Annotated in this window: 28 protein-coding genes; 2 read left to right on the forward strand and 26 right to left on the reverse strand. The window is 44.6% G+C overall.

The annotated features are described in order from the left end of the window. Window positions 1-7: 7 nt before the first annotated feature. The 5 genes from BFW96_RS11265 to BFW96_RS11285 all read right to left on the reverse strand — a co-directional run bounded on the left by BFW96_RS11265 (window position 8) and on the right by BFW96_RS11285 (window position 3,950). Window positions 8-871: a 3-hydroxybutyryl-CoA dehydrogenase gene (locus BFW96_RS11265; RefSeq protein WP_069839463.1), complete on the reverse strand. Its 864-nt coding sequence runs from the start codon at window positions 869-871 to the stop codon at window positions 8-10. Between the two features lie 24 nt (window positions 872-895). After that, complete coding sequence (locus BFW96_RS11270) at window positions 896-2,077, reverse strand: acetyl-CoA C-acetyltransferase (RefSeq protein WP_069839464.1); 1,182 nt, start codon at window positions 2,075-2,077, stop codon at window positions 896-898. Window positions 2,078-2,204: 127 nt separating this feature from the next. Further along, on the reverse strand, window positions 2,205-2,936 hold the full coding sequence (locus BFW96_RS11275; protein WP_069839465.1) for a glycerophosphodiester phosphodiesterase: 732 nt from the start codon (window positions 2,934-2,936) through the stop codon (window positions 2,205-2,207). Window positions 2,937-3,013: 77 nt separating this feature from the next. Continuing rightward, window positions 3,014-3,634 (reverse strand): N-acetylmuramoyl-L-alanine amidase family protein, encoded by a 621-nt coding sequence (locus BFW96_RS11280; RefSeq protein WP_083252872.1) that lies wholly within the window; start codon window positions 3,632-3,634, stop codon window positions 3,014-3,016. Window positions 3,635-3,653: 19 nt separating this feature from the next. Then, complete coding sequence (locus tag BFW96_RS11285) at window positions 3,654-3,950, reverse strand: hypothetical protein (protein ID WP_069150774.1); 297 nt, start codon at window positions 3,948-3,950, stop codon at window positions 3,654-3,656. A 297-nt stretch (window positions 3,951-4,247) separates the two neighbouring features. Between BFW96_RS11285 and BFW96_RS21505 the strand changes: the two genes are divergently transcribed. Both BFW96_RS21505 and BFW96_RS11295 read left to right on the forward strand, forming a co-directional pair. Further along, window positions 4,248-4,388, forward strand: coding sequence for a hypothetical protein (locus tag BFW96_RS21505; protein WP_371326433.1), 141 nt, complete (start codon window positions 4,248-4,250; stop codon window positions 4,386-4,388). Window positions 4,389-4,460: 72 nt separating this feature from the next. Next, entirely contained in the window at window positions 4,461-5,579 is a 1,119-nt protein-coding gene (locus BFW96_RS11295; RefSeq protein ID WP_069839468.1) for an NADH-dependent flavin oxidoreductase, read from the forward strand. A gap of 215 nt (window positions 5,580-5,794) precedes the next feature. Here the strand turns inward: BFW96_RS11295 and BFW96_RS11305 are convergent, their stop codons facing one another. From BFW96_RS11305 to spoIIIAC, 21 genes are all read right to left on the reverse strand, one after another. Further along, window positions 5,795-5,974 carry a hypothetical protein gene (locus BFW96_RS11305; RefSeq protein WP_014664554.1) on the reverse strand — a complete coding sequence of 60 codons (180 nt, stop codon included), beginning with the start codon at window positions 5,972-5,974 and terminating at the stop codon, window positions 5,795-5,797. Between the two features lie 145 nt (window positions 5,975-6,119). Then, window positions 6,120-6,923, reverse strand: a complete 804-nt coding sequence (spo0A, locus tag BFW96_RS11310) for a sporulation transcription factor Spo0A (protein WP_003226427.1) — start codon at window positions 6,921-6,923, stop codon at window positions 6,120-6,122. Between the two features lie 275 nt (window positions 6,924-7,198). Next, entirely contained in the window at window positions 7,199-8,479 is a 1,281-nt protein-coding gene (gene spoIVB, locus BFW96_RS11320; protein ID WP_069839469.1) for a SpoIVB peptidase, read from the reverse strand. 174 nt (window positions 8,480-8,653) lie between these two features. Next, entirely contained in the window at window positions 8,654-10,384 is a 1,731-nt protein-coding gene (gene recN / locus BFW96_RS11325; RefSeq protein WP_069149850.1) for a DNA repair protein RecN, read from the reverse strand. A 36-nt stretch (window positions 10,385-10,420) separates the two neighbouring features. Then, a complete protein-coding gene (gene argR, locus BFW96_RS11330) occupies window positions 10,421-10,870 on the reverse strand; it encodes an arginine repressor ArgR (RefSeq protein ID WP_003230265.1) in 450 nt (149 codons plus the stop codon). Window positions 10,871-10,966: 96 nt separating this feature from the next. Continuing rightward, the gene (locus BFW96_RS11335) at window positions 10,967-11,812 is read right to left on the reverse strand and encodes a TlyA family RNA methyltransferase (protein WP_069839470.1); all 846 of its coding nucleotides are present in this window, start codon (window positions 11,810-11,812) and stop codon (window positions 10,967-10,969) included. Then, window positions 11,809-13,710: a 1-deoxy-D-xylulose-5-phosphate synthase gene (gene dxs, locus BFW96_RS11340; protein ID WP_069839471.1), complete on the reverse strand. Its 1,902-nt coding sequence runs from the start codon at window positions 13,708-13,710 to the stop codon at window positions 11,809-11,811. The genes BFW96_RS11335 and dxs overlap by 4 nt, the downstream gene beginning before the upstream one ends. A 175-nt stretch (window positions 13,711-13,885) precedes the next feature. Next, the gene (locus tag BFW96_RS11345; protein ID WP_069839472.1) at window positions 13,886-14,776 is read right to left on the reverse strand and encodes a polyprenyl synthetase family protein; all 891 of its coding nucleotides are present in this window, start codon (window positions 14,774-14,776) and stop codon (window positions 13,886-13,888) included. Further along, the gene (locus BFW96_RS11350; RefSeq protein ID WP_003226409.1) at window positions 14,766-15,020 is read right to left on the reverse strand and encodes an exodeoxyribonuclease VII small subunit; all 255 of its coding nucleotides are present in this window, start codon (window positions 15,018-15,020) and stop codon (window positions 14,766-14,768) included. Before BFW96_RS11350 ends, BFW96_RS11345 begins: the two co-directional genes overlap by 11 nt. Then, a complete protein-coding gene (gene xseA / locus BFW96_RS11355) occupies window positions 15,017-16,363 on the reverse strand; it encodes an exodeoxyribonuclease VII large subunit (RefSeq protein ID WP_069839473.1) in 1,347 nt (448 codons plus the stop codon). Before xseA ends, BFW96_RS11350 begins: the two co-directional genes overlap by 4 nt. A gap of 138 nt (window positions 16,364-16,501) precedes the next feature. After that, window positions 16,502-17,353 carry a bifunctional methylenetetrahydrofolate dehydrogenase/methenyltetrahydrofolate cyclohydrolase FolD gene (folD, locus tag BFW96_RS11360; RefSeq protein WP_003226403.1) on the reverse strand — a complete coding sequence of 284 codons (852 nt, stop codon included), beginning with the start codon at window positions 17,351-17,353 and terminating at the stop codon, window positions 16,502-16,504. A gap of 11 nt (window positions 17,354-17,364) precedes the next feature. Continuing rightward, complete coding sequence (nusB, locus tag BFW96_RS11365; protein WP_003230256.1) at window positions 17,365-17,760, reverse strand: transcription antitermination factor NusB; 396 nt, start codon at window positions 17,758-17,760, stop codon at window positions 17,365-17,367. A gap of 262 nt (window positions 17,761-18,022) precedes the next feature. After that, the gene (gene yqhY, locus BFW96_RS11370) at window positions 18,023-18,430 is read right to left on the reverse strand and encodes a fatty acid biosynthesis protein YqhY (protein ID WP_003230254.1); all 408 of its coding nucleotides are present in this window, start codon (window positions 18,428-18,430) and stop codon (window positions 18,023-18,025) included. A 20-nt stretch (window positions 18,431-18,450) separates the two neighbouring features. After that, window positions 18,451-19,803: an acetyl-CoA carboxylase biotin carboxylase subunit gene (gene accC, locus BFW96_RS11375; protein ID WP_014664563.1), complete on the reverse strand. Its 1,353-nt coding sequence runs from the start codon at window positions 19,801-19,803 to the stop codon at window positions 18,451-18,453. An 11-nt stretch (window positions 19,804-19,814) separates the two neighbouring features. Continuing rightward, window positions 19,815-20,297 carry an acetyl-CoA carboxylase biotin carboxyl carrier protein gene (gene accB / locus BFW96_RS11380; RefSeq protein ID WP_003236898.1) on the reverse strand — a complete coding sequence of 161 codons (483 nt, stop codon included), beginning with the start codon at window positions 20,295-20,297 and terminating at the stop codon, window positions 19,815-19,817. Window positions 20,298-20,453: 156 nt separating this feature from the next. Continuing rightward, the gene (gene spoIIIAH, locus BFW96_RS11385) at window positions 20,454-21,110 is read right to left on the reverse strand and encodes a stage III sporulation ratchet engulfment protein SpoIIIAH (RefSeq protein ID WP_003230250.1); all 657 of its coding nucleotides are present in this window, start codon (window positions 21,108-21,110) and stop codon (window positions 20,454-20,456) included. After that, window positions 21,111-21,800, reverse strand: a complete 690-nt coding sequence (gene spoIIIAG / locus BFW96_RS11390) for a stage III sporulation protein AG (protein ID WP_069839474.1) — start codon at window positions 21,798-21,800, stop codon at window positions 21,111-21,113. After that, on the reverse strand, window positions 21,793-22,413 hold the full coding sequence (spoIIIAF, locus tag BFW96_RS11395; protein WP_069839475.1) for a stage III sporulation protein AF: 621 nt from the start codon (window positions 22,411-22,413) through the stop codon (window positions 21,793-21,795). Before spoIIIAF ends, spoIIIAG begins: the two co-directional genes overlap by 8 nt. Window positions 22,414-22,426: 13 nt before the next feature. After that, window positions 22,427-23,626 (reverse strand): stage III sporulation protein AE, encoded by a 1,200-nt coding sequence (gene spoIIIAE / locus BFW96_RS11400; protein ID WP_040082661.1) that lies wholly within the window; start codon window positions 23,624-23,626, stop codon window positions 22,427-22,429. Window positions 23,627-23,644: 18 nt separating this feature from the next. Further along, on the reverse strand, window positions 23,645-24,046 hold the full coding sequence (gene spoIIIAD, locus BFW96_RS11405; RefSeq protein ID WP_003230228.1) for a stage III sporulation protein AD: 402 nt from the start codon (window positions 24,044-24,046) through the stop codon (window positions 23,645-23,647). Between the two features lie 6 nt (window positions 24,047-24,052). Beyond that, window positions 24,053-24,259: a stage III sporulation protein AC gene (spoIIIAC, locus tag BFW96_RS11410; RefSeq protein WP_003153142.1), complete on the reverse strand. Its 207-nt coding sequence runs from the start codon at window positions 24,257-24,259 to the stop codon at window positions 24,053-24,055. Between the last annotated feature and the right edge of the window lie 3 nt (window positions 24,260-24,262).

Genomic DNA, 24,262 nt, shown 5'->3' on the forward strand with positions numbered 1-24,262 from the left:
ATTGACTTCAGGAAGTCCTCTCCTCATATTCATAAAAACCGCGTCCGCTCTTTTTGCCAAGCCAGCCTGCTTTTACATACTTGCGGAGCAGCGGGCAAGGACGGTATTTAGAATCGCCAAGGCCCGAGTGAAGAACTTCCATAATGGATAAACACGTATCCAGTCCGATTAAATCCGCTAATGCAAGCGGACCCATCGGATGATTCATGCCAAGCTTCATCACCTCGTCTATTGCCTCTGGCTTCGCCACTCCCTCATACACGCAATAGATGGCTTCATTAATCATTGGAAGAAGCACACGATTGGAAACAAACCCCGGAAAATCATTGACTTCAACCGGTGTTTTCCCCATCTTTTCCGCTAATGCCATAACATCTAAGGCCGTTTCCTCTAATGTAGCCAAGCCGCGTATTACTTCAACCAGCTTCATCACAGGGACGGGATTCATAAAATGCATGCCAATGACCCGTTGAGGCCGATTTGTCACAGCAGCGATCTCTGTAATAGGCAAGGAAGATGTATTGCTGGCCAAAATCGTATGAGGCGGGCAAATGCGATCAAGTGTTTTAAACATCATAGTTTTCGCCGCCATGTTTTCAGCGATAGCCTCAATCACAATGTCCGCATGCTCTGCCTCCTCAAGCGTTTGAGAAATCGAAATGCGGCTGATGACACTCTTCACTTCCGCCTCGGTCCTTTTTCCTTTCTCAGCGTCACGGGCCAGCTGTTTCTTCAGCCGCTTCAATCCTGCCTCCGCAGCTTCCGAACTCACATCGTACATCCGCACATAAAAGCCTGCGTCAGCAGCTGCTTGTGCAATGCCGCTTCCCATCTGACCTGCGCCAGCTACCATGATTTGTTTGATTTCCATTTAAATCCCCTTTTTCATCATGTTTTAATGAACCTGCACTAAGACGGCATCTCCTTGGGCTGCCCCACTGCAAATGGCGGCAACACCCAGTCCCCCTCCCCGTCGCTTTAATTCGTAAACGAGCGTCATGAGAATTCTCGCCCCGCTCGCGCCGATCGGGTGGCCAAGCGCGATCGCACCGCCGTTCACATTTACTTTTTCAAGATCGAAACCTACGATTTTTTCACATGTTAACACAACAGATGCAAACGCTTCATTTACTTCAAACAAGTCAATATCTTGGGCAGTTAAACCGTTCTTTTTCAGGAGCTTATTAATGGCAAACCCCGGTGCTGCCGCCAGTTCATGCGCTGGCATTCCCATAGTTGAAAAACCAAGAATTGTAGCCAGAGGCTGTTTGCCAAGCTCAGCTGCTTTTTCCTCCGACATCAGCACGAATGCGCCAGCTCCGTCATTGACCCCGGGAGCATTGCCGGCTGTGATCGAACCATCACTTGTATAAATCGGAGAAAGTTTCGCGAGCTGATCCAGACTTGTGTCACGGCGAATCGCTTCATCCTTATCAACAACGTTTGATTTTCCTTTTCGACCGATCCAGTTGACGGGAACAATTTCATCCTGAAATTTCCCTTCATCGGCTGCTTTAGCTACCCGCGCATGGCTTCTCAACGCCCATTCATCCTGCTCTCTTCGTGAAATTGAATATTCCTTGGCCGCTGTATTTCCGTGAACAGCCATATGCACTTCGTCAAATGCGCACGTTAACCCGTCATACACCATTAAATCCCTTAGCTCGCCGTCCCCCATCCGTGCTCCCCAGCGTCCAGCGGGAATGGCATACGGAATATTGCTCATGCTTTCCATCCCCCCGGCAACAAGTATGTCCGCATCCTGCGCCCGAATCATTTGATCACATAAAGTGACAGCGCGAAGACCCGAAGCACAGACTTTATTCAGTGTTTCTGACGGCACACTCCAAGGCATTCCAGCAAGACGGGCAGCTTGACGGGAAGGGATCTGTCCTGAGCCGGCCTGGACAACCATGCCCATGACATTTCCTTCTACATCATCTCCAGAGACTCCAGCCCGTTGCAACGCCTCCTTCATCACAATGCCCCCAAGCTCGGCAGCTTTCACCTCTTTCAATACTCCGCCGAATTTGCCAAATGGCGTTCTTGCAGCACTTACAATGACTGTTTTCCTCATGGTTTCACCTCATTCAGAAGATAGACAGCGCTTACAAATTCTAGTTGTCTTCTATGAATGTATGCTTTGAAACGGGCACGAATGTATGAAAAAAGAAGGCTGTGTCAACAGCCTTCTTCTAAAGCAACTATTCATTTTTCAGCAATGCCGCAGCCTTTGCAGGAAAATCGGTAAACATGCCGTCTGCTCCCAGTTCAATGAGGCGCTTCATATCTTCCGGCCGATTGACTGTATACGGTCTTACCTTAATCGAACTGCTCCTCATTTTCTTCAGCACTTCATCTGTGACCCCGGGGCTGTTTAGCTTCGGGTGATAGCCGGTAGCTGGAATAGACGCGATATATTGATCCGGCTGATAAAGCACATCTGCAGTTAATACCGCCCGTTCGATATGGGGCGCAAGCTGAGCGCACAGTGCTACACTTTCATGATTAAATGTGGATAGGATGACTCTCTCCTCTATATTGAATCGCTTCACTGCCTCCAGCACTTTTTCTTCCATTCCCTCATAGCGGATCACGCTGTTTTTCAATTCAATGTTGATGAGAAAATCCTTTTTTACTGCCCACGAGAGCACGTCTTCTAATAGTGGGACTTTCAGATCGCTGTACGCCTGATCATGACCAGCGGCCGCATTCGCAGTCTTGATCACATCATAGGCTGTATCCTTCACGAATCCTTTAAGCGATGTCGTGCGGTTAAGCCTTTCATCATGAATCACAACAATGCGTCCGTCTTTTGTCAGCTGTACATCAAGCTCTATCCCGTCCGCTCCGGCTTCAATTCCTTTTTCAAATGCAAGCATTGTATTTTCGGGAAAGTGTCCTGATGCCCCCCGGTGGGCAAAAATCTTTGTCATCGTTTCACCTCAAACCCTAAGTTTTCTCCATTATACTTATTTTGTCGGATCCACTCTAGGATTAAGGCTATATTTATCTACTGATCATAATAAGAATCAATGCCGTTGACAATCGCATCTGCGGCCTTTTGCTGGTATTCTTCATTTCCCAGCTTGTCCGCGTCAGAGCTGTTCGTGATAAACCCAAGCTCCGCCAACACACTTGGCATTTGTGAATATGTAATGACGTAAAAGTCTGATTCTTTCACGCCCCTGTCTCTCGTTTGTAAGGATGAAACGAGCTGCGACTGAATATCGGCTGCCAGACGCCGGCTGTTTTCCCCTTCATAATCAGATTGAAAATACGTTTCTGTTCCTGAAGCTGAAGCAACCCCGGAATTTACATGAATGCTGACAAAAAGATCAGCGTGATTGGCACTTGCCTTAGTCACTCTTTCCTCCAAGGTCAGAAAATGATCGTCTGATCTGGATGCAACAGGATTGGCTCCCTCCTCTTTCAGCTTGTCCGTCACATGCTCTGAAACAGCCAAATTAATATCCTTTTCAAAGAGCCCGTTTCCGACTGCTCCACTGTCTTCACCGCCATGTCCGGCATCAATATACACGGTTTTCCCTTCTATCGGCTCTGCCGCCTGTGCACAAGGCGCGAGCGTCAAAGCCAATCCGCACAGCGCCAAACTCCTCCATAACATTCTCAACTTTCTCCCTCCGGTCTTTTTATGACGAATTCTTTCGCAGCTGAATATCTTCCAGCTGTAAAGTCCCATTATCCTTCTTTGTATATTTCACCAAAACTTTTGTCTGGTCTGGCAAGGATTCACATTCATCACGTTTATCCTTCGGAACTTGTATCATGGTTTCTTCTCCATTAAGAGAAACCGCAATCGTATGAGGATCAGCCGAGCCAATAAATTTTCCCTCTTCGGTAAACCTTGGTGCTGAGTCATCCGCACTTGCTACACTGCATCCCGAAAGAAAAAGCGCAGTAAATAGCAAAAGAACCGTTTGTTTCACACGATCACCTCTTCCTGATGTTTGGCTTTTATCTTTGACCAGAATGGCGGATTTGTAAAGACAACATGAATGCAGGCGATCAAGTTCCATGATTTTCAAAAGGGCTATACGACCCGATCATTTCCTGTTGTTAGAAAGATAACGAGCAGTTTTGTCTATGAGGATGGCTCTAAATGAGGCGCTAATTAGAAAAAATTAGCGGAAAGAAGCAACTTTTTATTCATTTTTAAAAATTTGTGAATTGGGTGAGCAAATGGTTTGACTGCTAGATCAGCCAGGCGTAACCTTTGAAAGGATATTTCCTTGAAAAAATTCGTTCTGCTGCTGGCGGCCGCTCTCATCACATGCTCCATCGGCCACCAAATCAACGGCGGCTACAAAGACCCTGAAAAAGAGCGGCGAAAATATCACTCTGCACTCAAGATATTCAGCCGATAAAGCAGATCAATTGCATTAATTTTTACATATAGGCTAGAATATGTGCGAATCCAAACGAAAGAAGATGATCAAATGAATCCTAAGTATAAGCCGCTGTTTGAACCCTTCACGTTTAAAAGCGGTGTTACAATCGACAACCGGATTGCAGTCGCACCAATGACTCATTACGCTTCTAATGAAGACGGTACAATTTCTGAAACAGAGCTTGACTACATCATCCCTCGTTCAAAAGAGATGGGAATGGTGATTACAGCCTGCGCAAATGTCACACCGGACGGAAAAGCTTTTCCTGGGCAGCCGGCCATCCACGACGATTCCAACATTCCGGGTTTAAAAACATTAGCACAAGCCATTCAGGCACAAGGCGCTAAAGCCGTTGTGCAAATTCATCACGGCGGCATCGAATGTCCGTCTGAGCTCGTTCCTCAACAAGATGTTGTGGGGCCAAGTGACGTGTTTGATAACGGCAAACAAATCGCCCGCGCATTAACAGAAGAAGAAGCTGAACACATCGTAAAGGCGTTTGGAGAAGCGACAAGACGCGCCATTGAAGCCGGCTTTGACGGTGTCGAAATTCACGGTGCAAACGGCTACTTGATTCAGCAGTTTTATTCTCCAAAAACCAATCAGCGCACGGACCGCTGGGGAGGAAGCGATGAGAAACGATTAGCCTTCCCGCTTGCTATTGTTGACGAAGTGAAAAAAGCCGCTTCAGAACATGCGAAGGGCGCGTTCTTAGTCGGCTACCGTCTGTCTCCAGAAGAACCTGAAACACCAGGATTGACAATGACTGAAACCTTTACGCTTGTTGACGCTTTAGGGGATAAAGAATTGGATTATCTTCATATTTCACTGATGGACGTGAACTCAAAAGCACGCCGCGGTGCAGATCCAACTCGCACACGCATGGACTTATTGAATGAACGTGTCGGAAACAAAGTGCCGCTGATCGCCGTCGGTTCCATCCATTCCGCAGATGACGCGCTGGCCGTCATCGAAAACGGTATTCCACTAGTCGCAATGGGACGAGAAGTTTTAGTTGACCCTGACTGGGCGGTAAAAGTAAAAGAAGGCCGTGAAAAGCAAATCGAAACAGTAATCAAAGGCACAGATAAAGAAAAATATCATTTGCCTGAACCGCTATGGCAAGCCATTGTGAACACGCCTGGCTGGGTGCCTTATAAAGATTAATATGAAAAGACTGCCGAAACGCATTCGGCAGTCTTTTTTCCCTTTATATAAATAGTTTATGTACACACCGAAACAGCAAAAGAAAGAGCTCCCCACCTACTTCAAAAAGAAAATCTAGGAAAAGCCCATCACGCTTTCTTGTTTTTTTCTTTTTCATTCGTACGTCTCCTTTTTACATCAATACGTTTTACTTACGATTTTGCAGGAGAAAGGTTTCAATTTGATCCTGATTGTTTGTTTTTGATAATCCAAGCAGCGAGAACACATGAAACCATGACTGTAAATGAGATAAAGTCAATCAGGGTGCCTAGTAAGCGTGAATCTGTAATGATGTTCGAATTGACGCAAAGCGCAAGAATAAATAAAGCAATCAGCAGACCATATTTTTCAAACACATACCTCACTCCTTACGGAAAATAAATTTTTCATATCCATCACCTATGATAACAAATGTCCCCAAAAACAAAACGCCTCCTATTTATCAGCGCAAACCAATAAATAAAAGACGTTTGATTTAATTATCACATAATATCCACATGTTTAAGAAGCCTTATGTTCTAATCTAAGCTTATCCGCAACCATTGCAATGAATTCGCTGTTGGTAGGTTTAGCTTTTGTCATGCTGACAGTATAACCAAACAGCGAGGAAATGGAATCAATGTTTCCTCTGCTCCATGCCACTTCAATTGCATGGCGGATCGCTCTTTCTACACGGCTTGCGGTTGTGTTGAATTTTTTGGCGATGTCCGGATAGAGGACTTTTGTAATGCTGCCGAGCAATTCGATGTCATTGTATACCATTGAGATTGCTTCACGCAGATAGAGATAGCCTTTAATATGGGCTGGGACGCCGATTTCATGGATAATGCTTGTGATGCTCGCGTCGAGATTTTTCTTCTTTGGTTCAGGCTGGCTGCTGCGTATAATGCTGCTTTGCGATGATGGCGCACGATGCGTCACACTGCTGGCATTTCCGCTGACTTGGCGGATATGACCGACAAGGTTTTCCATATCAAACGGTTTGAGAATAAAGTAGGACGCGCCTAAATCGACGGCCTTTTTCGTGACATCTTCCTGTCCAAAGGCTGTCAGCATGATGACATTCGGCTGTTTTTTCAGATCTGATTCCCTCAGCCTCTCTAAAACCGCAAGTCCGTCTAAATGCGGCATAATAATATCTAATACGAGCACATCGGGATCTTTTTCTTTAAACAACGACAGGCATTCCTGTCCGTTATAAGCAACGCCGATCACTTCCATGTCTTCCTGTCCTTCTATATATTCACTCAACAGGCTTACCAGCTCTCGATTATCATCAGCAACACAAACTTTAATTTTCTCCACGTTTCTTCCTCCCCAAATGTAGTTAACAGGATTCACCCTTGCTACATGTTTACATTCGACAAAACCGCTATATACCCTCTAAAAAAATCATAATCACCAATATTAGTGGCATATCTTTGTTATTCTATGTTTTTCTCTGTTTTTCGACTAAAAATGAAATTTGACAAACAAGGAAACGTGAATTTGTCGAAAAATCTTCTTTTGTATATTTTACCGTATGTATTCTGAGAAGTGAAGAGGGATCAAAACAAAAAAACTGCCGGAAACTCCGGCAGTCAGCTTGCTTTTTCTTTTCCGTAAATATCGATTCCTGCTTCTGACAGCATCCATTCAATATGAACACCGTAGCCGCTTGTCGGGTCATTTACAAACACATGGGTGACAGCGCCGATCACTTTTCCATTTTGAATGATCGGGCTTCCGCTCATCCCCTGTACGATGCCTCCTGTTTCTTTCAACAGCCTTGGATCAGTAATTTTCAACACCATTCCTTTTGTCGCAGGGAATTTTTGCGGCGTTGTGCTGACGATTTCAATATCAAATTTTTCCACCTTGTCATCATCAATAACCGTTAAAATTTCAGCCGGCCCTTTTTTGACTTCAGTAGAAAATGCAACCGGCAGTGCTTGATCTGAAATATTGTTTTGAATCGGCTGATGCAGCGTGCCGAAAATCCCAAATGGGCTGTTTCTGTTAATATCCCCGATCGTTTTGCGTTCTGAGGAAAATCGCGCCAGTTTTTCTCCCGGATTACCGCCTGTACCTTTTTCAATTGATGTCACAGTGGATTTAACGATTTCTCCATTCTCCACCACAATCGGTTTCTTTGTGTCCATATCGGAAATCACGTGGCCAAGTGCTCCGTATTTTTTTGTTTTCGGTTCATAAAAGGTCATAGTGCCAATGCCGGCAGCAGAATCCCTGATATATAATCCGATTCTGTATTTGCCTTCTTGTTCATCCTTTTGTGGAATCAGCTTTGTTTTGATTTTTTGTTTGTCACGTTTGATCAGTAAATCTAAAGATTCACCGGTTTTTCCGGCCTTTTGGATAAATGGGGCTACATCATTCATTTTTTCAATTTTCTGTCCATTCATTTCAATAATGATGTCGCCCGATTCAATTCCGGCCGTTTCTCCCGGAGATTTTTTGCCTTCACTTGTATTGATTTGATGAAATCCGACGACAAGAACACCGACGGAATGAAGTTTTACACCGATTGATTGTCCGCCAGGTATAACCTTTAAATCAGGAAGAACTTGCACTTTTGTTTTTTTAATTGGAAATCCGGCAAGATCGTATACTAATTCTGACTCACCTGACTTTTTGCCTGTCACCTTAATTTCGTGCGGATCTTTCTTTACTGTAAACGCTTCTGACGATTCTGATGTCTGAGCGTTTACCGATAAGCTTGTTTCAATCGCTTGTGTTTGGGTTTCAAATACTCTCATTTGCGTTGGAATCAGTAAATACTCTTTTAGCGGTTTGCATAAACCTACACTTAATAACGAAACAAGGAGAATTAAACCTACTGCTTTTCTGATGTTATCGGGCATTCACTACTTCACTCTCCTCGCTCCTATCCCACACCTTCTTTATGACTTGCTGCTACATCATTTAATTTTGCCTTTTGGAGGCTTATTTATAACTGTCATATGAAGAAAAACATTGGATATACTGATGAACGAATGGATGTAAACAAAAAAAATAAGCTGCGCTTTTCGCGCAGCTTACCCAGTTGTTTTGACTTGATCCGCTTGTTTTAAAAGTTCTTTCGCATGGCGTTTCGTTAAATCGGTTACCTCGACACCTGCAATCATGCGTCCGATTTCCACTATTTTTTCCTGCTTAGAAAGCGGCTTGACACGTGTCGTCGTTCTGCCGTCTTTTAACTCCTTCGCAATATAAAGATGCGTATCGGCCATGGCAGCCACCTGAGGCAAGTGTGTAATACAAAGCACTTGTGATCCTATTGACACTTTATGAATCTTCTCAGCAATTGCCTGTGCGACCCTGCCGCTTACACCGGTATCAACCTCATCAAAAATGATCGATGTCACATCCTGCTGTGAGGAAAAAATGCTTTTTATGGCAAGCATCACCCGTGACAGCTCTCCACCTGAAGCGACTTTCGAAAGAGATTTCAGCGGCTCGCCTGTATTGGTTGAAATTAAAAACTTCACCAGATCGATCCCTTGTTCAGTCAGCTGAACAGGCTGGCCGTTTACAACCGGTGCCTCTTCATTGCGTGACGCTTGTCTGATTTTGAATTCCGTATCAAACGTTGATTTTTCCATGTACAGGCTTTTTAATTCCCGATGAATCTCATCAGCCAGTTTTTTCGCCCATGTTTTCCGGATTTGAGAAACATTTGCCGCCTCCACTGCGACATCCTTGCCAACGGAGTCAAGCTCCTTTTTCAGGCTTTGGAGGTGGCTGTCCCTGTTTTCAATTTGGTCAATTTCTTCTTCAATTTTAGAAGCGTATTCCAAAATGTCTTCGACAGTGGCACCATATTTTCGTTTCAGCTGTTTGATTTCATTGAGCCGCGTCTCAATATAGTTCAGGCGTTCCGGATCATATTCAAGCTCATCCAGCATATTTCTCATCTGAAATGTAGCGTCCTCAAGCAGATAGTAGGAGTTCGAAACACTCTCAGACAGTTTTTTCAGCGGTTCGTTAATATCAGATATATCTTCAAGCTGGGCTGATGCCATTCCGACCCAGTCCAATCCGCTCTGTTCACTGCGAAGCGCATTATATGCATTTTGCAGCGATTCATATATCTTCTCAAAGTTTGAAATTTGCTGACGCTCTTCTTGAAGCTGTTCATCTTCGTTGATCTCAAGCTTTGCTGATTCGATTTCTTCGAGCTGAAATTGAATGAGATCAAGGCGGTGGGCCATTTCCTGTTCGCTTTCAGAAAGCTGTTTTAGCTTTTTGAGCAGCTTCATATACCGCTGGTACCCTTCCTGATACGCTTGGAGCGCGCTTTCCACTTCGGCTCCGGCAAACTTGTCCAAGAGCTGGAGATGATTTTCGTCTTCCATTAACAGCTGGTTATCGTGCTGCCCGTGAATATCTAATAAAAGCCTGCCGATCTCTCTTAGCGAGGCAATCGTGACAAGCTTGCCATTGACACGGCAAACGCTTTTCCCGCTCGTGCTGATATCTCTTCTCATGATGATCATTTCGTCTGAAACGTCGATTCCCTGCTCAGCGCATACGCCTAAAACGGGATGGCCGCTCTCCAAAAGAAACAGCCCTTCAAGTTCTGCTTTTGCTTCCCCATATCTAACAAATTCAGATGATCCGCGGCCTCCGACTAAAAGAGAAATGGCATCTATAATGATGGATTTGCCGGCTCCGGTTTCTCCTGTTAAAACCGTAAGCCCGCGTTCAAAAGAAACCGTCAGTTCCTCAATAATGGCAAAGTTTTTAATCGATAGTTCAGCTAACAAACAGCATTACACCTCTTATCTTTGTTAGTTTTTCTGTTACAGCAGTTCAAGCAGCCTGTTTTTTACGCCTTCTGTATCTTCAGGAGTCCGGCAAATAATTAAAATCGTATCATCTCCGCAAATGGTCCCCATCATTTCATCCCAGTCCAAATTGTCCATCAGCGCCCCGATTGCCTGGGCATTGCCCGGCATCGTTTTCAGCACAATCATATGGCTTGCTGAGTCTATTTTCACAAATGCGTCCATCAATGCCCGCTTTAGCTTTGAAAGCGGATTGAAACGCTGGTCCGCCGGAAGACTGTATTTGTAAGAACCATTATTCGTAGGCACTTTTACAAGGTGAAGTTCTTTAATATCCCGTGATACCGTCGCTTGCGTCACTTTGTAGCCATCCTGCTTCAGCATGTCGACCAATTCATCCTGCGTTTCGATTTCATTGCTCGTAATGATCTCTCTGATTTTAATATGCCTCTGGCCTTTGTTCATGTAAGCACCTCTATTTCCAGCTTATCTGTTCTTTTATGTTATATGATTCTCTGCACATTGTACATGAATGCAGAAAAAAGGAATAATAGCGCACTATTATTCCGGTACATCTGCTTTTTTTTCTTTTAACGTCGTATGTGCCTCTTCTACAACGCGCATGATCTCTTCTTCCGGCAGTTCCTGACCTGCCTGTCCCTCTCCCGGCCAATACAAATGAAGGAGAAACTCAATATTTCCGTCTCCTCCCGTGATCGGAGAAAATGACAGGCCTTTACAGATATAGCCTTCAGCGGCAGAAAAACTGATCATTCGCTTGAGCACATCAGCATGCACTTTAGGATCTCTGACAATCCCTTTTTTGCCGACCGATTCCCGTCCCGCTTCAAACTGAGGCTTAACAAGAGCCATGCAGTCGCTGCCCGGTACGAGCAATGTTTTAAGGACAGGAAGGATGAGCCGCAAGGAAATAAAGGACACATCTATTGTGGCAAACTCCGGCATGCCCTTTGTAAAGTCTGCCGGTGTTGCATAACGGAAGTTCGTCCGTTCCATCACGACGACCCGTTCATCCTGTCTGAGCTTCCACGCAAGCTGATTATAGCCTACATCCACAGCGTATGACTGTTTAGCTCCATTTTGCAAAGCGCAGTCCGTAAAACCGCCAGTGGAGGAGCCAATATCAATCATAATTTTATCTTTGACAGAGACGGGAAATTCCTTCAGCGCTTTTTCGAGCTTTAAACCGCCCCTGCTCACATACCTCAGCGGGTTTCCTTTTACGATTAACGGAAGGTCGCGGTCAATTTTTTCTCCAGGCTTGTCCAAGCGGTTTTCGTTTGAATAGACGATCCCCGCCATAATGGCTCTTTTGGCTTTTTCACGCGTTTCCGCCAGCCCTCTTTCCACTAATAATACATCTAATCGTTCTTTCTTTGACGTCATGATCCAATTCCTTTGTGTGTCTTTGGCGGCATAAGTAATCTAATACGGTTTGCCACCTGCTGTTTTGTCAGTCCAATTTCCTCTAGAAGCGCGGTTACGCTTCCGTGTTCAATAAACCGATCAGGGATACCCATTCTGTCGATCGGTGTATGATATTCACCTTGATCATGAGCGAATTCTAAAATCGAGCTTCCGAAACCGCCTTCTAAGACCGCTTCTTCAATTGTTAAAATTGGCAAGCCTTCTTTTAGGATACTCTTCATCATCTTTTCATCAATCGGCTTAATAAAACGCGCATTCACAACGCGCACGGAAAGGCCTTCTTTCTGCAGCTCTTCGGCTGCCTCAATCGCCATTTCAATTGTTGTACCGAATGTTAAGATGACAGCATCGTTCCCTGGACGCAGCACCTCCCACGTACCGATCGGAATCGTTTTCAACTGTTCATCCATTTTTACGCCGAGTCCGTTTCCGCGCGGAAAACGCATCGCTATCGGACCTTCGTCATAGCTAAGTGCTGTATGAACCATGTGCTGGCCTTCATTTTCGTCTTTCGGCATCATTAAGACCATGTTTGGAATGTGACGCATAAACGCAATATCAAACACGCCTTGATGTGTCTCTCCATCTGCGCCAACGAGTCCTGCACGGTCAATACCAATAAACACATTGGCATTTTGGCGGCAGATGTCATGAACGACTTGGTCATATGCCCTTTGCAGGAAGGTTGAGTAAATTGCCAAAAACGGCTTCATACCCTGCATTGCCATAGCTGCAGCCATTGTTGCGGCATGCTGTTCTGCGATTCCTACGTCGAACATCCGGTCAGGGAATTCCTTTGCGAACCCTTCAAGCTTTGAACCGACAGGCATAGCCGGCGTAATGGCTACAATGCGTCCGTCCTCGCGCGCCATTCGCTGCACAGTTCCACTGACAAGGCCGCTCCATGAAGGAGCTGCGGCTTTCGGTTTTACAAAGTCACCGGTATTAATTTTGTATGGTCCGGTACCGTGCCATGTTCCAATTGTATCGGTCTCAGCCGGTTTGTACCCCTTCCCTTTTTTCGTGATGACATGCAGGAGAACAGGGCCTTTCGTTTTTTTGGCGTATTGAAGATTCTCAATCAGCTCATGATAAGAATGTCCGTCCACCGGGCCCAAATACGTAAAACCAAGCTCCTCGAAAAACATTCCGGAGACGAGCATGTATTTCAGGCTGTCTTTGACCCGTTCAGCTGTCGCGGCAAGCTTGCCTCCAACTGCCGGAATCTTTCTAAATAAGTATTCAAGCTCATCTTTGACCCACTGGTATTTCCCCGCAGTGCGAAGCCGTCCGAGCATAGAATGAATGGCGCCGACATTTGGTGCAATACTCATTTCATTATCATTAAGAATGACAATCATGTCTTTTTTCTCGTCGCCGATGTGATTAAGGGCTTCAAGCGCCATTCCGCCGGTCAGCGCGCCGTCCCCAATAATCGGAATAATATATTCATCCGTTCCTTTAATATCACGCGCAGCTGCCATTCCCATCGCGCCTGACAGAGAAGTCGAGCTGTGCCCGGTTTCCCAAACATCGTGCTCGCTTTCGCTCCGCTTTGGAAATCCGCAAAGCCCTTTGTACTGGCGAAGCGTCGCAAATTCTTTTCCGCGACCTGTCAGCAGCTTATGGACATACGACTGATGGCCTACATCCCATAAAAACTTGTCTTTCGGGCTGTTAAATTCCTTATGCAGTGCAACAGTAAGCTCTACGACACCTAAGTTTGGGCCGATGTGGCCGCCGGAAGCGGATAAACTTGTAATCAAAAACTGACGGATTTCATCACTTAATTTCTCTAATTCATCAATGGACATGTTTTTTAAAAACGACGGGTCCTGTATTGATAAAAGATCCAAAGCGGATCAACTCACTTTCAGCATGAATTTCTGCAATGACACATGTCTTCCAGAATGCCGAGCTGGACAATCATCTCGGACATAAAAAAAGACAAACGCGCTTTCCTTTTCATTTTTCATATAAACTGCTTACATTTTACCATATCTCGTGCAGCCGCTTCAAATTAGGATCGTTTTAGTGATCTCTTGCCGCAATTAAATCACAAAGCTCATACAAAAGGTCTTTTTGAAGAGAGAGTCCCCCGATTAATCGCTTCGCCTCTTTTATATGAGCATCCAATTTGCGTTTGGCCCCTTCCAATGAAAGAAGTGATGGGTAAGTCGATTTGTCATTTGTGGTATCCGAGCCGACACGTTTGCCGATTTTCTCTTCACTGCCTTCTAAATCTAAAATATCGTCTCTGATTTGAAAACCGATTCCAATGTGGCTGCTGAAGGTACGCAGGGTTTCAATGTCTTCCTCAGGTGCATCCGCCAAAATCGCGCCGGCGATTACACAAAAACCTAGAAGCTTGGCAGTTTTCCGTTCATGAATGGATTCGAGCTCTTCAAGCGTGACTTGGCGGTTTTCCGCTTCCATATCAGCTACTTGCCCTCCGACCATGCCCTCGGTGCCTGCCGCTGAAATCAGTTCATTGACAAGCCGAAGGCGCTTTTCTGCTGACACCTTGTCTGACACGTGGGAGGTGATGAGCTTAAAGCTTTCCGTGAGCAGTCCGTCACCCGCTAATACTGCTGTCGCTTCACCAAATACTTTATGATTTGTCGGTTTCCCGCGGCGCAAATCGTCATCATCCATGCATGGAAGATCATCATGAATTAGCGAATACGTGTGAATCATTTCGACAGCACAGCCGACCGGAATGCCGTCTTGTTCGCTTTTTCCATATGCGTTTAATACAGCCAGTACAATCAGAGGACGCAACCGCTTTCCGCCGGCCTCTAGAGAATACAGCATAGATTTCTTTAATGAGTCCGGCATATCAAGCTTTTCTGTATAGACAGAAAGCTGATTTTCAATTGTTTTTTTCCGGTCCGCCAGAAAACCCGTTAATTTATTTGTCACCTTCGTCTTCCTCCTGAACACTGAAAGGTGCCAGTTCGCCGTCTTCTTTTAAAATGAAGTCCATTTGCTTTTCGACTTTTTGCAGCTTTTCATGGCACATTTTGGATAAAGCCATGCCTTCTTGGAAATAGTTAATCGCTTGCTCTAGAGGCACATCCCCCTCTTCAAGCTTTGAGACAATGCTCTCAAGCCCTTTCATCGCTTCTTCAAATGTCATGTTTTCATTTTTTTTCACGTCTGTCATTTTTCTTCCCCTCTCTTTTCTAATACTTCACAGGCCAGCACGCCATCCGTCAGCTTCACTTCTAGCCGGTCCTTCTCTTCTATCTGATTGACACTTTTAATGAGTTTATCTTCTTTATAAGCAAGACTGTATCCTCTTTCCATCACTTGAAGAGGACTTAGTGCATTCAGCTTGCCAAGAACTGTTTGGAATTGGGAATGCAGCTGCTTCATTTGGATATTCATATTTTTTCTCAGCTGATTTGTTTGTTCCTCGTAGCGTGTTTTCGCTTGCTTCAGCTGTTCATGAGGATGCAGCGCCTCTAATCTGTACGTTTCCCGCTCCAACTGTCTGCTTTTCCGATCTAAAAGAGCGGTCAGCTGTGCTTGAAACTGCTGGTACGCGAGGTCAAACTGCTGCTCTTTTTGCGCATACAATCGCTTTGGAAAACGAAAGGCATAGGACGATTGCAGCGTTTGAATCCGTTCTTTTTTCTGGCCGAGATGCTGCTGCATCGCTCTTGTCATCCTGACTTCCGCTGTTTTTGTCCGTTCGATTAAATCAGTGGTATGAGGCACGGCAATCTCAGCTGCCCCTGTCGGCGTCGCTGCTCTGATATCTGCGACAAAATCACTGATCGTAAAATCCGTCTCATGCCCAACTGCCGATATAATTGGAATATTGGAAGCAAAGATTGCGCGAGCTACAATTTCTTCATTGAATGCCCACAGTTCTTCTATCGAACCGCCGCCTCTCCCGACAATTAATACGTCGCACATCTCTTTTTCATTTGCTTCTTCAATGCGCGCAACGATGGATCTGCTCGCATTTTCTCCTTGTACGAGCGCTGGAAGAACAATGACTTTCACAAGGGGATATCTTCTTTTTAGAGTTGTAATAACATCTCTGACAGCGGCACCCGTTGGAGATGTCACAACCCCGATTGTGGCTGGAAATGCGGGGATTTGTTTTTTGTAGCGGTCGTCAAATAAACCTTCTCCGGCAAGCTTCTTTTTTAATTCTTCGTACGCTAAATAGAGCGCTCCGACCCCGTCAGGCTGCATTTCTTTGGCATATAGTTGATAGTTTCCGCTCGGTTCATATACGGAAATTCCGCCTCTGACCAGCACTTTCATACCGTTTTCAGGTTTAAAAGGCAGACGCTCGCTTTGTCTCGCGAACATCACCGACTGCATTCTTGCGTTTTCGTCTTTCAAAGTGAAATAAATGTGGCCTCGTGTGTGTATCTTTACATTCGATAATTCGCCTTTAATCCAAATATTTTCTAGGTGAGGATCTACATCGAATTTTCGTTTTATATACTTTGTCAGCGCTGAGACGGTAACATACGCTGCTTCACCCATGTCTAAAAACTCCTCTCCTAAGCATTCCTGCACCATAACTAAAGAAAACCCGCCCTGGCTTTAGGAGCCTGAAGAAGCGGGTATCGTGCTCATATTCAAGGCGGGCAACACGCCCCGCCTGTGAATATCTCCAATTATCTATGATAACGTACGTTTCGCAGATTTAACAGTATTATGCGCAAGCATCGTGATGGTCATCGGACCTACTCCGCCTGGAACCGGCGTGATGAAGGATGCTTTTTCCTTTGCCCCTTCAAATTCAACGTCTCCGCAAAGCTTTCCGCTTTCCAGACGGTTAACGCCGACGTCAATGACAACAGCGCCCTCTTTGATCTGGTCTGCACTGATGAAGTTGGCTCTTCCCACTGCCACCACCAGGATGTCCGCTTTTTTCGTATGCTCAGTAATATTTTCTGTTCTTGAATGACAGTAAGTAACCGTCGCGTTTTCATTTAATAAAAGCTGGCCGACAGGTTTGCCGACAATGTTGCTTCGGCCGACTACAACAACCTCTTTACCGGAAAGGTCGATATTGGTTTTCTTCAAAAGCTCAACAATTCCATGAGGCGTGCAAGGGAGAAACGTATCTTCACCAAGCAGCATTTTCCCTACGTTTAACGGATGAAATCCGTCTACATCTTTATCAGGAGAGATACGTTCGATCACCGCTTTTTCAGAAATATGATCTGGAAGCGGAAGCTGAACGAGAATCCCGTGAAACTCAGGATCTTGGTTATATTGATCAATAATAGAAAGCAGTTCAGCTTCTGTGAGGCTGCTGTCAAATTGATCGAGCTTGAAATTCATTCCCATTGTTTCAGCCGCTTTTTTCTTTCCTCGCACGTAAGAGTGAGAAGCAGGATCATCTCCAATCAAAATAACCGCCAGTCCGGGAGTGACACCTTGCTTTTTAAGCTCTTCTACCTCTTTTGCCAATTGTTCGCGTTTTTCTCTAGCCGTTTCTTTTCCGTCGATGATTGTTGCAGTCATTTTCTTTCCTCCTATGATTGTTCAATATCAGATTTAATGTTAGAAAGAACCCCGTTTACAAACTTTGTCGCTTTGTCATCACCAAACCGTTTTGCCAGCTCAATCGCTTCGTTCATGGAGACATTCACCGGAATGTCTTCGGCATATGCCATTTCATATGCTGCCAGGCGCAAAATCGCACGGTCAACATTGGCTATCCGATCGAGCTTCCAATTCACCAGATGCTTGGAGATCATTTCATCCAGTTGGTCTTGGTGTTCCAATACCCCGTGTACAAGCTGTTCAAAGAAAGGATCTGTTTTTTCTTCATCCAGTGCGTGTTCTATGGCTTCATTCACTGCAATATCGCTGACATCAATTTGAAATAGTGCCTGCAAAGCTTTTTCTCTTGCTGTTCTTCTTTTCATTTTCTTTCTCCTTTGATCCTCTTTATCCGCTTGTCGTTAAGCCACAAAGAGATCATAACATATTTTTTTCGTATCCGCATATTGAAATCAAGGTTTTTTCACCCTATTACCGAATATTTTCATAAACCTTAATATGATCATTCGGATTTCACGTTCATGAAGAAACTCGGCTTTTGAGCCGGCTTTCTTCATGCTTTGAAATAAAGGGTAACGTGTAAAAAAACCAAAGGGCCGCCCTCCCCTTGGTTTCGTGTTAAGCCATTTACATTTCTTCGTCGATTTGGACTTCCTGGGCTTTTGTGTCAAATTGAATGCCGACGATGTGAATATTAATCTCGTTAATCGAAAGAGACGTCATATTTAATAAGGTTTGACGAATGTTTTCCTGAACGGACGCTGCAACTTTCGGAATCGAAACGCCAAATGTAACGACACAGTATACATCGATCGTAATTCCGTCATCCGCCAGGTCGACTTTGACGCCTTTGCCATGATTCACTTTGCCAAAGCGCTCGACGACGCCTGTCGCAAAGTTTCCGCGCATTTCGGCAACCCCATCAACTTCTGATGCTGCAATGCCGGCAATGACCTCAATGACCTCCGGTGCAATCTCAACCTTACCTAAATGCGTATCTTCATGATCCATTTTAAGCAAGCTGTTGTCTTTCATTCAATTCACCTCCGTAAAAATTATGAGCCCATTACATCATATGTTTCTAAAAATTTCGTATTAAACTCTCCGCTCACAAATGTTTCGTGTTCAAGCAGTTTTAAATGGAACGGGATTGTTGTCTCAATGCCTTCGATGACGAATTCGCTCAATGCGCGTTTCATGCGGGCAATCGCTTCATCCCTCGTTTTTCCGTATGTGATTACCTTTGCAATCATGCTGTCGTAGTACGGCGGGATGGAATAGCCCGGGTACGCAGCTGAATCGACGCGGACACCAAGACCGCCAGGAGGCAGGTACATTTTAATTTCACCAGGTGACGGCATGAAATTTTTACTTGGGTTTTCTGCGTTGATTCGGCATTCGATGGACCAGCCTTCAAATTCAACATCTTCTTGCTTAAGGTCCAGTTCCATTCCAGATGCAACCTTGATTTGTTCCTTAATCAGGTCCGTGCCCGTCACCATTTCTGTGACTGGGTGCTCTACCTGGATTCTCGTGTTCATTTCCATGAAGTAATAGCGCTGTTCATTGTAGTCATAGATAAATTCAACTGTTCCAGCACCTGTGTAGCCAACCGCTTTTGCAGCCTTTACTGCTGCATCTCCCATCTGCTCCCTGATTTCTGAATCAAGGGCTGGAGATGGTGATTCTTCCAAAAGCTTTTGCAGGCGTCTTTGGATCGAGCAGTCGCGTTCTCCCAAATGGATGGTGTTTCCGTAGTTATCAGCAAGCACTTGGATTTCAACATGGCGAAAATCTTCTATGTATTTTTCGATGTATACGCCTGGATTTCCGAATGCTGTTGCAGCTTCCTGCTGTGTAATCTTAATGCCATTAATCAGTTCCTCTTCAGTGCGGGCAACTCTGATTCCTTTTCCGCCTCCGCCTGCGGTGGCTTTTATAATTACAGGATACCCAATTTCATTAGCAAGCGAAACCGCTTCTTCCACATTTTCTATAATTCCCTGTGAACCCGGTACGATTGGCACGCCGGCCTGTTTCATCGTTTCCCGCGCAACGTCTTTTGTTCCCATTTTTGAAATGGCGTCAGCGCTCGGGCCGACAAACGTGACATTCACTTCTTCACATAATTCAGCGAAATCAGCATTTTCAGCTAAAAATCCATATCCCGGATGAATAGCGTCCGTGCCAGTCAGCTTTGCAACACTCACAATATTTGTAACGTTTAAATAGCTGTCTTTTGATGCTTTTGGCCCGATACAAAAAGCTTCATCGGCCATTTGAACATGAAGGGCATCTTTATCAGCTTCTGAATAAACAGCGACAGTCTCAATACCGAGCTCTCTGCAGGCTCTGATGATTCTGACAGCAATTTCTCCTCTGTTGGCGATCAATAGCTTTTTAATCATGTTCAGTCTCCTTACTCTGCTTTTACAAGAAATAGAGGTTGTCCGTATTCGACCAGCTGGCCGTTTTCTACTAATACTTCAACGATTTCGCCTTTCACTTCTGCTTCGATTTCGTTGAAAAGCTTCATCGCTTCTACAATGCAGACAACTGTGTTTTCATTCACTTTTGAACCGGCTGTTACATACGGACCAGCTTCCGGTGATGAAGATGCATAAAATGTTCCTACCATTGGTGAAGTGATTTTATGTAGATTCTCATCTTGCTTTGGTGCTTCTTGGGCAGGTGCAGGCGCTGCTTGCTGCGCTTGCGGCTGAACTGCCTGCGGAGCCTGTGCCTGTACAGGTGCTGCCGGCGCCTGCTGCATGACTTGAACAGTGCCTGCTTCGTGTTTTTTCAGTTTTAAAGATACACCTTCATTTTCATATACGAATTCGTCAATTGTAGACTCGTCAATTGCTTTAATCAGCTCGTGGATTTCTTTGATATTTAACATTCAATCGCACTCCTATGTATGAAATTTCTTTTTTTATAGGTTACTACTAAAAGTACATACTATGTTCATCTTACAGGAGCGGACTTTTGAATTCAACTCTAATATGATAGCAACGCAAAAAGCCCGCTTGTTTAGCGGGCTTTTTTCTCCTCATTCTTATTTAGAGGGTTCAAATGTGACAGCGACATCTTTCATTGTTTTGATTTCTTTTGCGACAAGGTCGATAATGGCTGTCGCCTTCGATTTGGAGTGTTTGTCTGATTTGACTGTAATATTGATTTTATCTCCTTCAGCATTGACGAGCGCATCCTCGTAACCTTGTGTTTTAATCAGCGTTTCCAGCTGTTTTTCTGTTCCTTCCACTTCACTGAGAGCCGTCATTTTATCGTATGCTTCGCTTTTCTCCTTGGCTGTTGCATCATCGCTTGACACAATGGCATTCAGCTCTTCTCTTTCTTTGCTTCTGGCATCTTCTAAATCAAGACGGTACGTCGTAAATAGATCATCATCGGCTGTTTCCGTAACAACAGTTCCTTTTTCACTGGCTTCAGCGGATGTTTCCTTGTCTGCTGATGAATCTTTCGTTCCCTTTGTTCCATCTTCTTTTCCTTTTTCAGTTTCTGTACCGCTTTTTTCCTTCGTGTCTTGCTTGGCAGGCGCTTTTTCAGTTGCGACCTCTCCACTGTCAGACGCGCTTTTTTCACTTTGCATTTGCACGGCGTTTTTGCTTTCCGGCGACATGATATAGTAGACGCTTAACACCACGACAAGACTGAGCATTGTTAATAGCCAAACGGTTTGTTTTTTAAGCATTTATGAATCCTCCTTTATTTTTTTAGGGGCAACCGCAACCCGGTGGCTTGGAACATCCAGGACCCGTGTCACCGCTTCAATAATGGTTTGTTTTATTTGAACGTTGTCCACTCCTTGAGCAACAACGAGTACACCCCGTATATCAGGTTTTTTCGTTTGGACGACGACTGGTGTTTCTTTATCGCCGTTTTTGATCATGACGATTTCTTCCTCCGATGTCTGGTCTGTAACACTTCTTGTTCCGCCTTCTTTGTCTGTTTCTTCAGTGGTCGTATTTTTGTTTGATTTGTTTTTTTCATATACTTTCAGGGACGTTGCATCAACATTCACGACAACCGAGACATCATCCACTCCAATGATTGTTTCAAGAATTTCTTTCAGCTGATTTTCGTATTCTTTTTCATAATCATCGATCGAGTTTTTAGGCTCGTCAGACTTTGAGGCTTTAAACACTTCAGCTGTTTTCTCTTTGCTGCCTTCAGAATTTTGTGAGGATACGGTCGTTATCGTTTTGGCGTTTTCTGTTTTCTCGGGTGAAGAAAACAACTGGCTGACAAGCATAAAGGAAACTCCGAGAACAAAAACGAACAGAAAGTAATGATATTTGGTCAGCTTCGGCTTTTCGCCGTCCTTCGTTTGTCCCGGAAGAAACTGCTTTTTCAATACATTCCATAATCCGTTTTTATTCATTGCTGACACTCTCCCCGCCTTCCATATGAACCGTAATTTTCTTACGTCCGATTTCCCAAATGTCCGCGAGCTGGGTTTGGATCTGTTTGGCTTCTTTTTGTTCGGCTGCTTCTTTCGTTACGTATGCATGATCTGTATCAATGTGGACCGGCGCGACCGTTTGGACCGTTTTTTCAGAAGACGGGGCCATATACACGCTGATTGTTTTAATATCCTCTTCTGAATCTACCTTTTCTCCTGCCGTGAGTTTGATGCTGCCTACTTTATATTCATCATGACTGAATCTCTCCTCCGCTTTCTTTTTTAGTTGGACAGCCATTTCTTCTAGAATATATGCGCGCTGGGAAGCTTGTATTTCTATTTTTTTTGAATTGATTTGATTTTTTATGTCGGCGGACTCTGATTGCTCGTTTTTTGTGAGGTATTCAAAGATGACTTCGGGATCTGTCTTGAAAAGTTTAAAAATTGGCGTAAGCATGACGACAATCAAGAGCAGGCTGACTACCATTTTTGCGTACTTTTGCATGCTGGAGCTTGGCAGCAGCATATCAATCACAATTGCAAATAGGATAAACAACACGATGGTGGTAAGCCATTCCGTTAAAAAACTCATTCGCCTGCCTCCTTTATTTCATCATCATCGTGAGGTTCCCGGCTGTGATTATGACAGTAAGGCTTAAAAAAAACATGAGGGACACAATGGCGAGAGCTGCAAAAATATAGATGACGCTTTTGCTGATGACGTCGAGGCAGGTGATGACGGGCCCGCCTCCAAGCGGCTGAAGAATCGCGGCTGCCAGCTTATAAATAAAAGCGAGGGAAAGCACTTTGATTGCCGGAAATGCCGCGATACAGATCAAAATAGCGACACCCAGAATCCCTACCGTATTTTTCAGCAGTAAGGAGGCGCTGATTACTGTATCTGTTGCGTCTGTAAACATCCGGCCAAGCACTGGAATAAAATTTCCGGTTATGAATTTAGCCGTCCTGAGCGTAATGCCGTCTGTCACTGCAGCTGAGGCTCCCTGAACAGAGATGACGCCGAGAAAGATGGTAAGAAAAACAGCCAGTGCTCCGATGGCGATATTTCTGAGCAGGTTGGCCAGCTGCGTTACTTTGTATTGTTCGGTCATTGTGCTGACAATGCTCAGAATCGCTGATAAGAAAATCAGCGGCATGACAATATTTTGAATCAAGAGACCGCTCGTGTTCATCAGAAAGAGGATAACAGGATGAAAGAAGGCAGCAGATACAGCTCCGCCTGAGGAAGCCAAAAGCGCCAAGAGGAGCGGAATGAGTGCCAGGATAAAGCTGGTCATCGTCTGAATGGCCTCAGTTGCATAATTGATTGCCACATGAAAGCTGTTCAGCGCAAGGATAATCAGCACCATGTACACAATTGAGTAAGCGACCTTACTGACAGTGCTTTGCTGAAACGCATTTTGCAAAAGCTGCAGAATGACGCAAAAAATCGTGAGCAAAATCAATGTGCCCAGCAGCTTTCCATTGGCTAGCACTTCATGGAACAAATAAGAAAAGAGAGCTTTCAGCCATTCTTGCGGTGAGAATGATTTATCGCCATTGATAAACTCGATTAAGCTGCCTTTTTGGCTTTCCGGCAGCAGTCCGCCGTATTCTGTCATAATATCATTCCAAAATTCTCCGATCTTATCTGTTTCAAGCGAGGCTGCTGTCCTTTCCGCTAATTGCTCGGCCGTTTCAGCATGATCTTCCGTTTGTTCGTGATTACCGGCTGCTTGTACAATTTCTGCACGCCCTGCTATGATCAGCACGGCCAAAAGCAAAACCCATTGAAAACGCTTCAATCTACCGCCTCCTTTCGGTTATGACATAGAAGGTATAAGTCCGAGAATCGTTTCGATAATGACGGTTAAAATAGGCACAGCCATAACGAGAATTAAAATTTTCCCCGCCAATTCTATTTTCGAGGCGATGGCTCCTTGACCGGCATCTTTTGTGAGCTGTGCCCCGAATTCAGCAATATAGGCGATTCCGATAATCTTTAAAATGGTTTCAACATAGACCATGTTGACATTTGCATTAATCGCGATTTTTTCTATCATTCGTATAATGTCGTAGATTTGGTCTACTAAATAAAGAAAAATGGCACATCCGGCAAAAACGACGATTAAAAACGCAAAAGTCGGCTTTTGTTCTTTTACTATTAAAGAAAGGAAGGTGGCGATCAGCCCTAAACCTACAATTTGAACAATGTCAATCTGCAAGCCCCCCTATCCTTGGAATAAAAACACAGCTTTTATCTTTTTAAATAGGTCATCTACAATGGTGGCCACCATAAATAAAATGTAGATAAAACCTAACAGCGTCACCCACTGAGCGTATTCTTTCTTGCCCATCTGATCCAATATCGTGTGTAAAAAAGCGACCACGATTCCCACTCCGGCGATTTGAAATATGACATTCACATCTACTCCCATTTT

The organism is Bacillus sp. F56, assembly GCF_001748205.1.
In the GTDB taxonomy this organism is placed as follows: domain Bacteria; phylum Bacillota; class Bacilli; order Bacillales; family Bacillaceae; genus Bacillus; species Bacillus stercoris.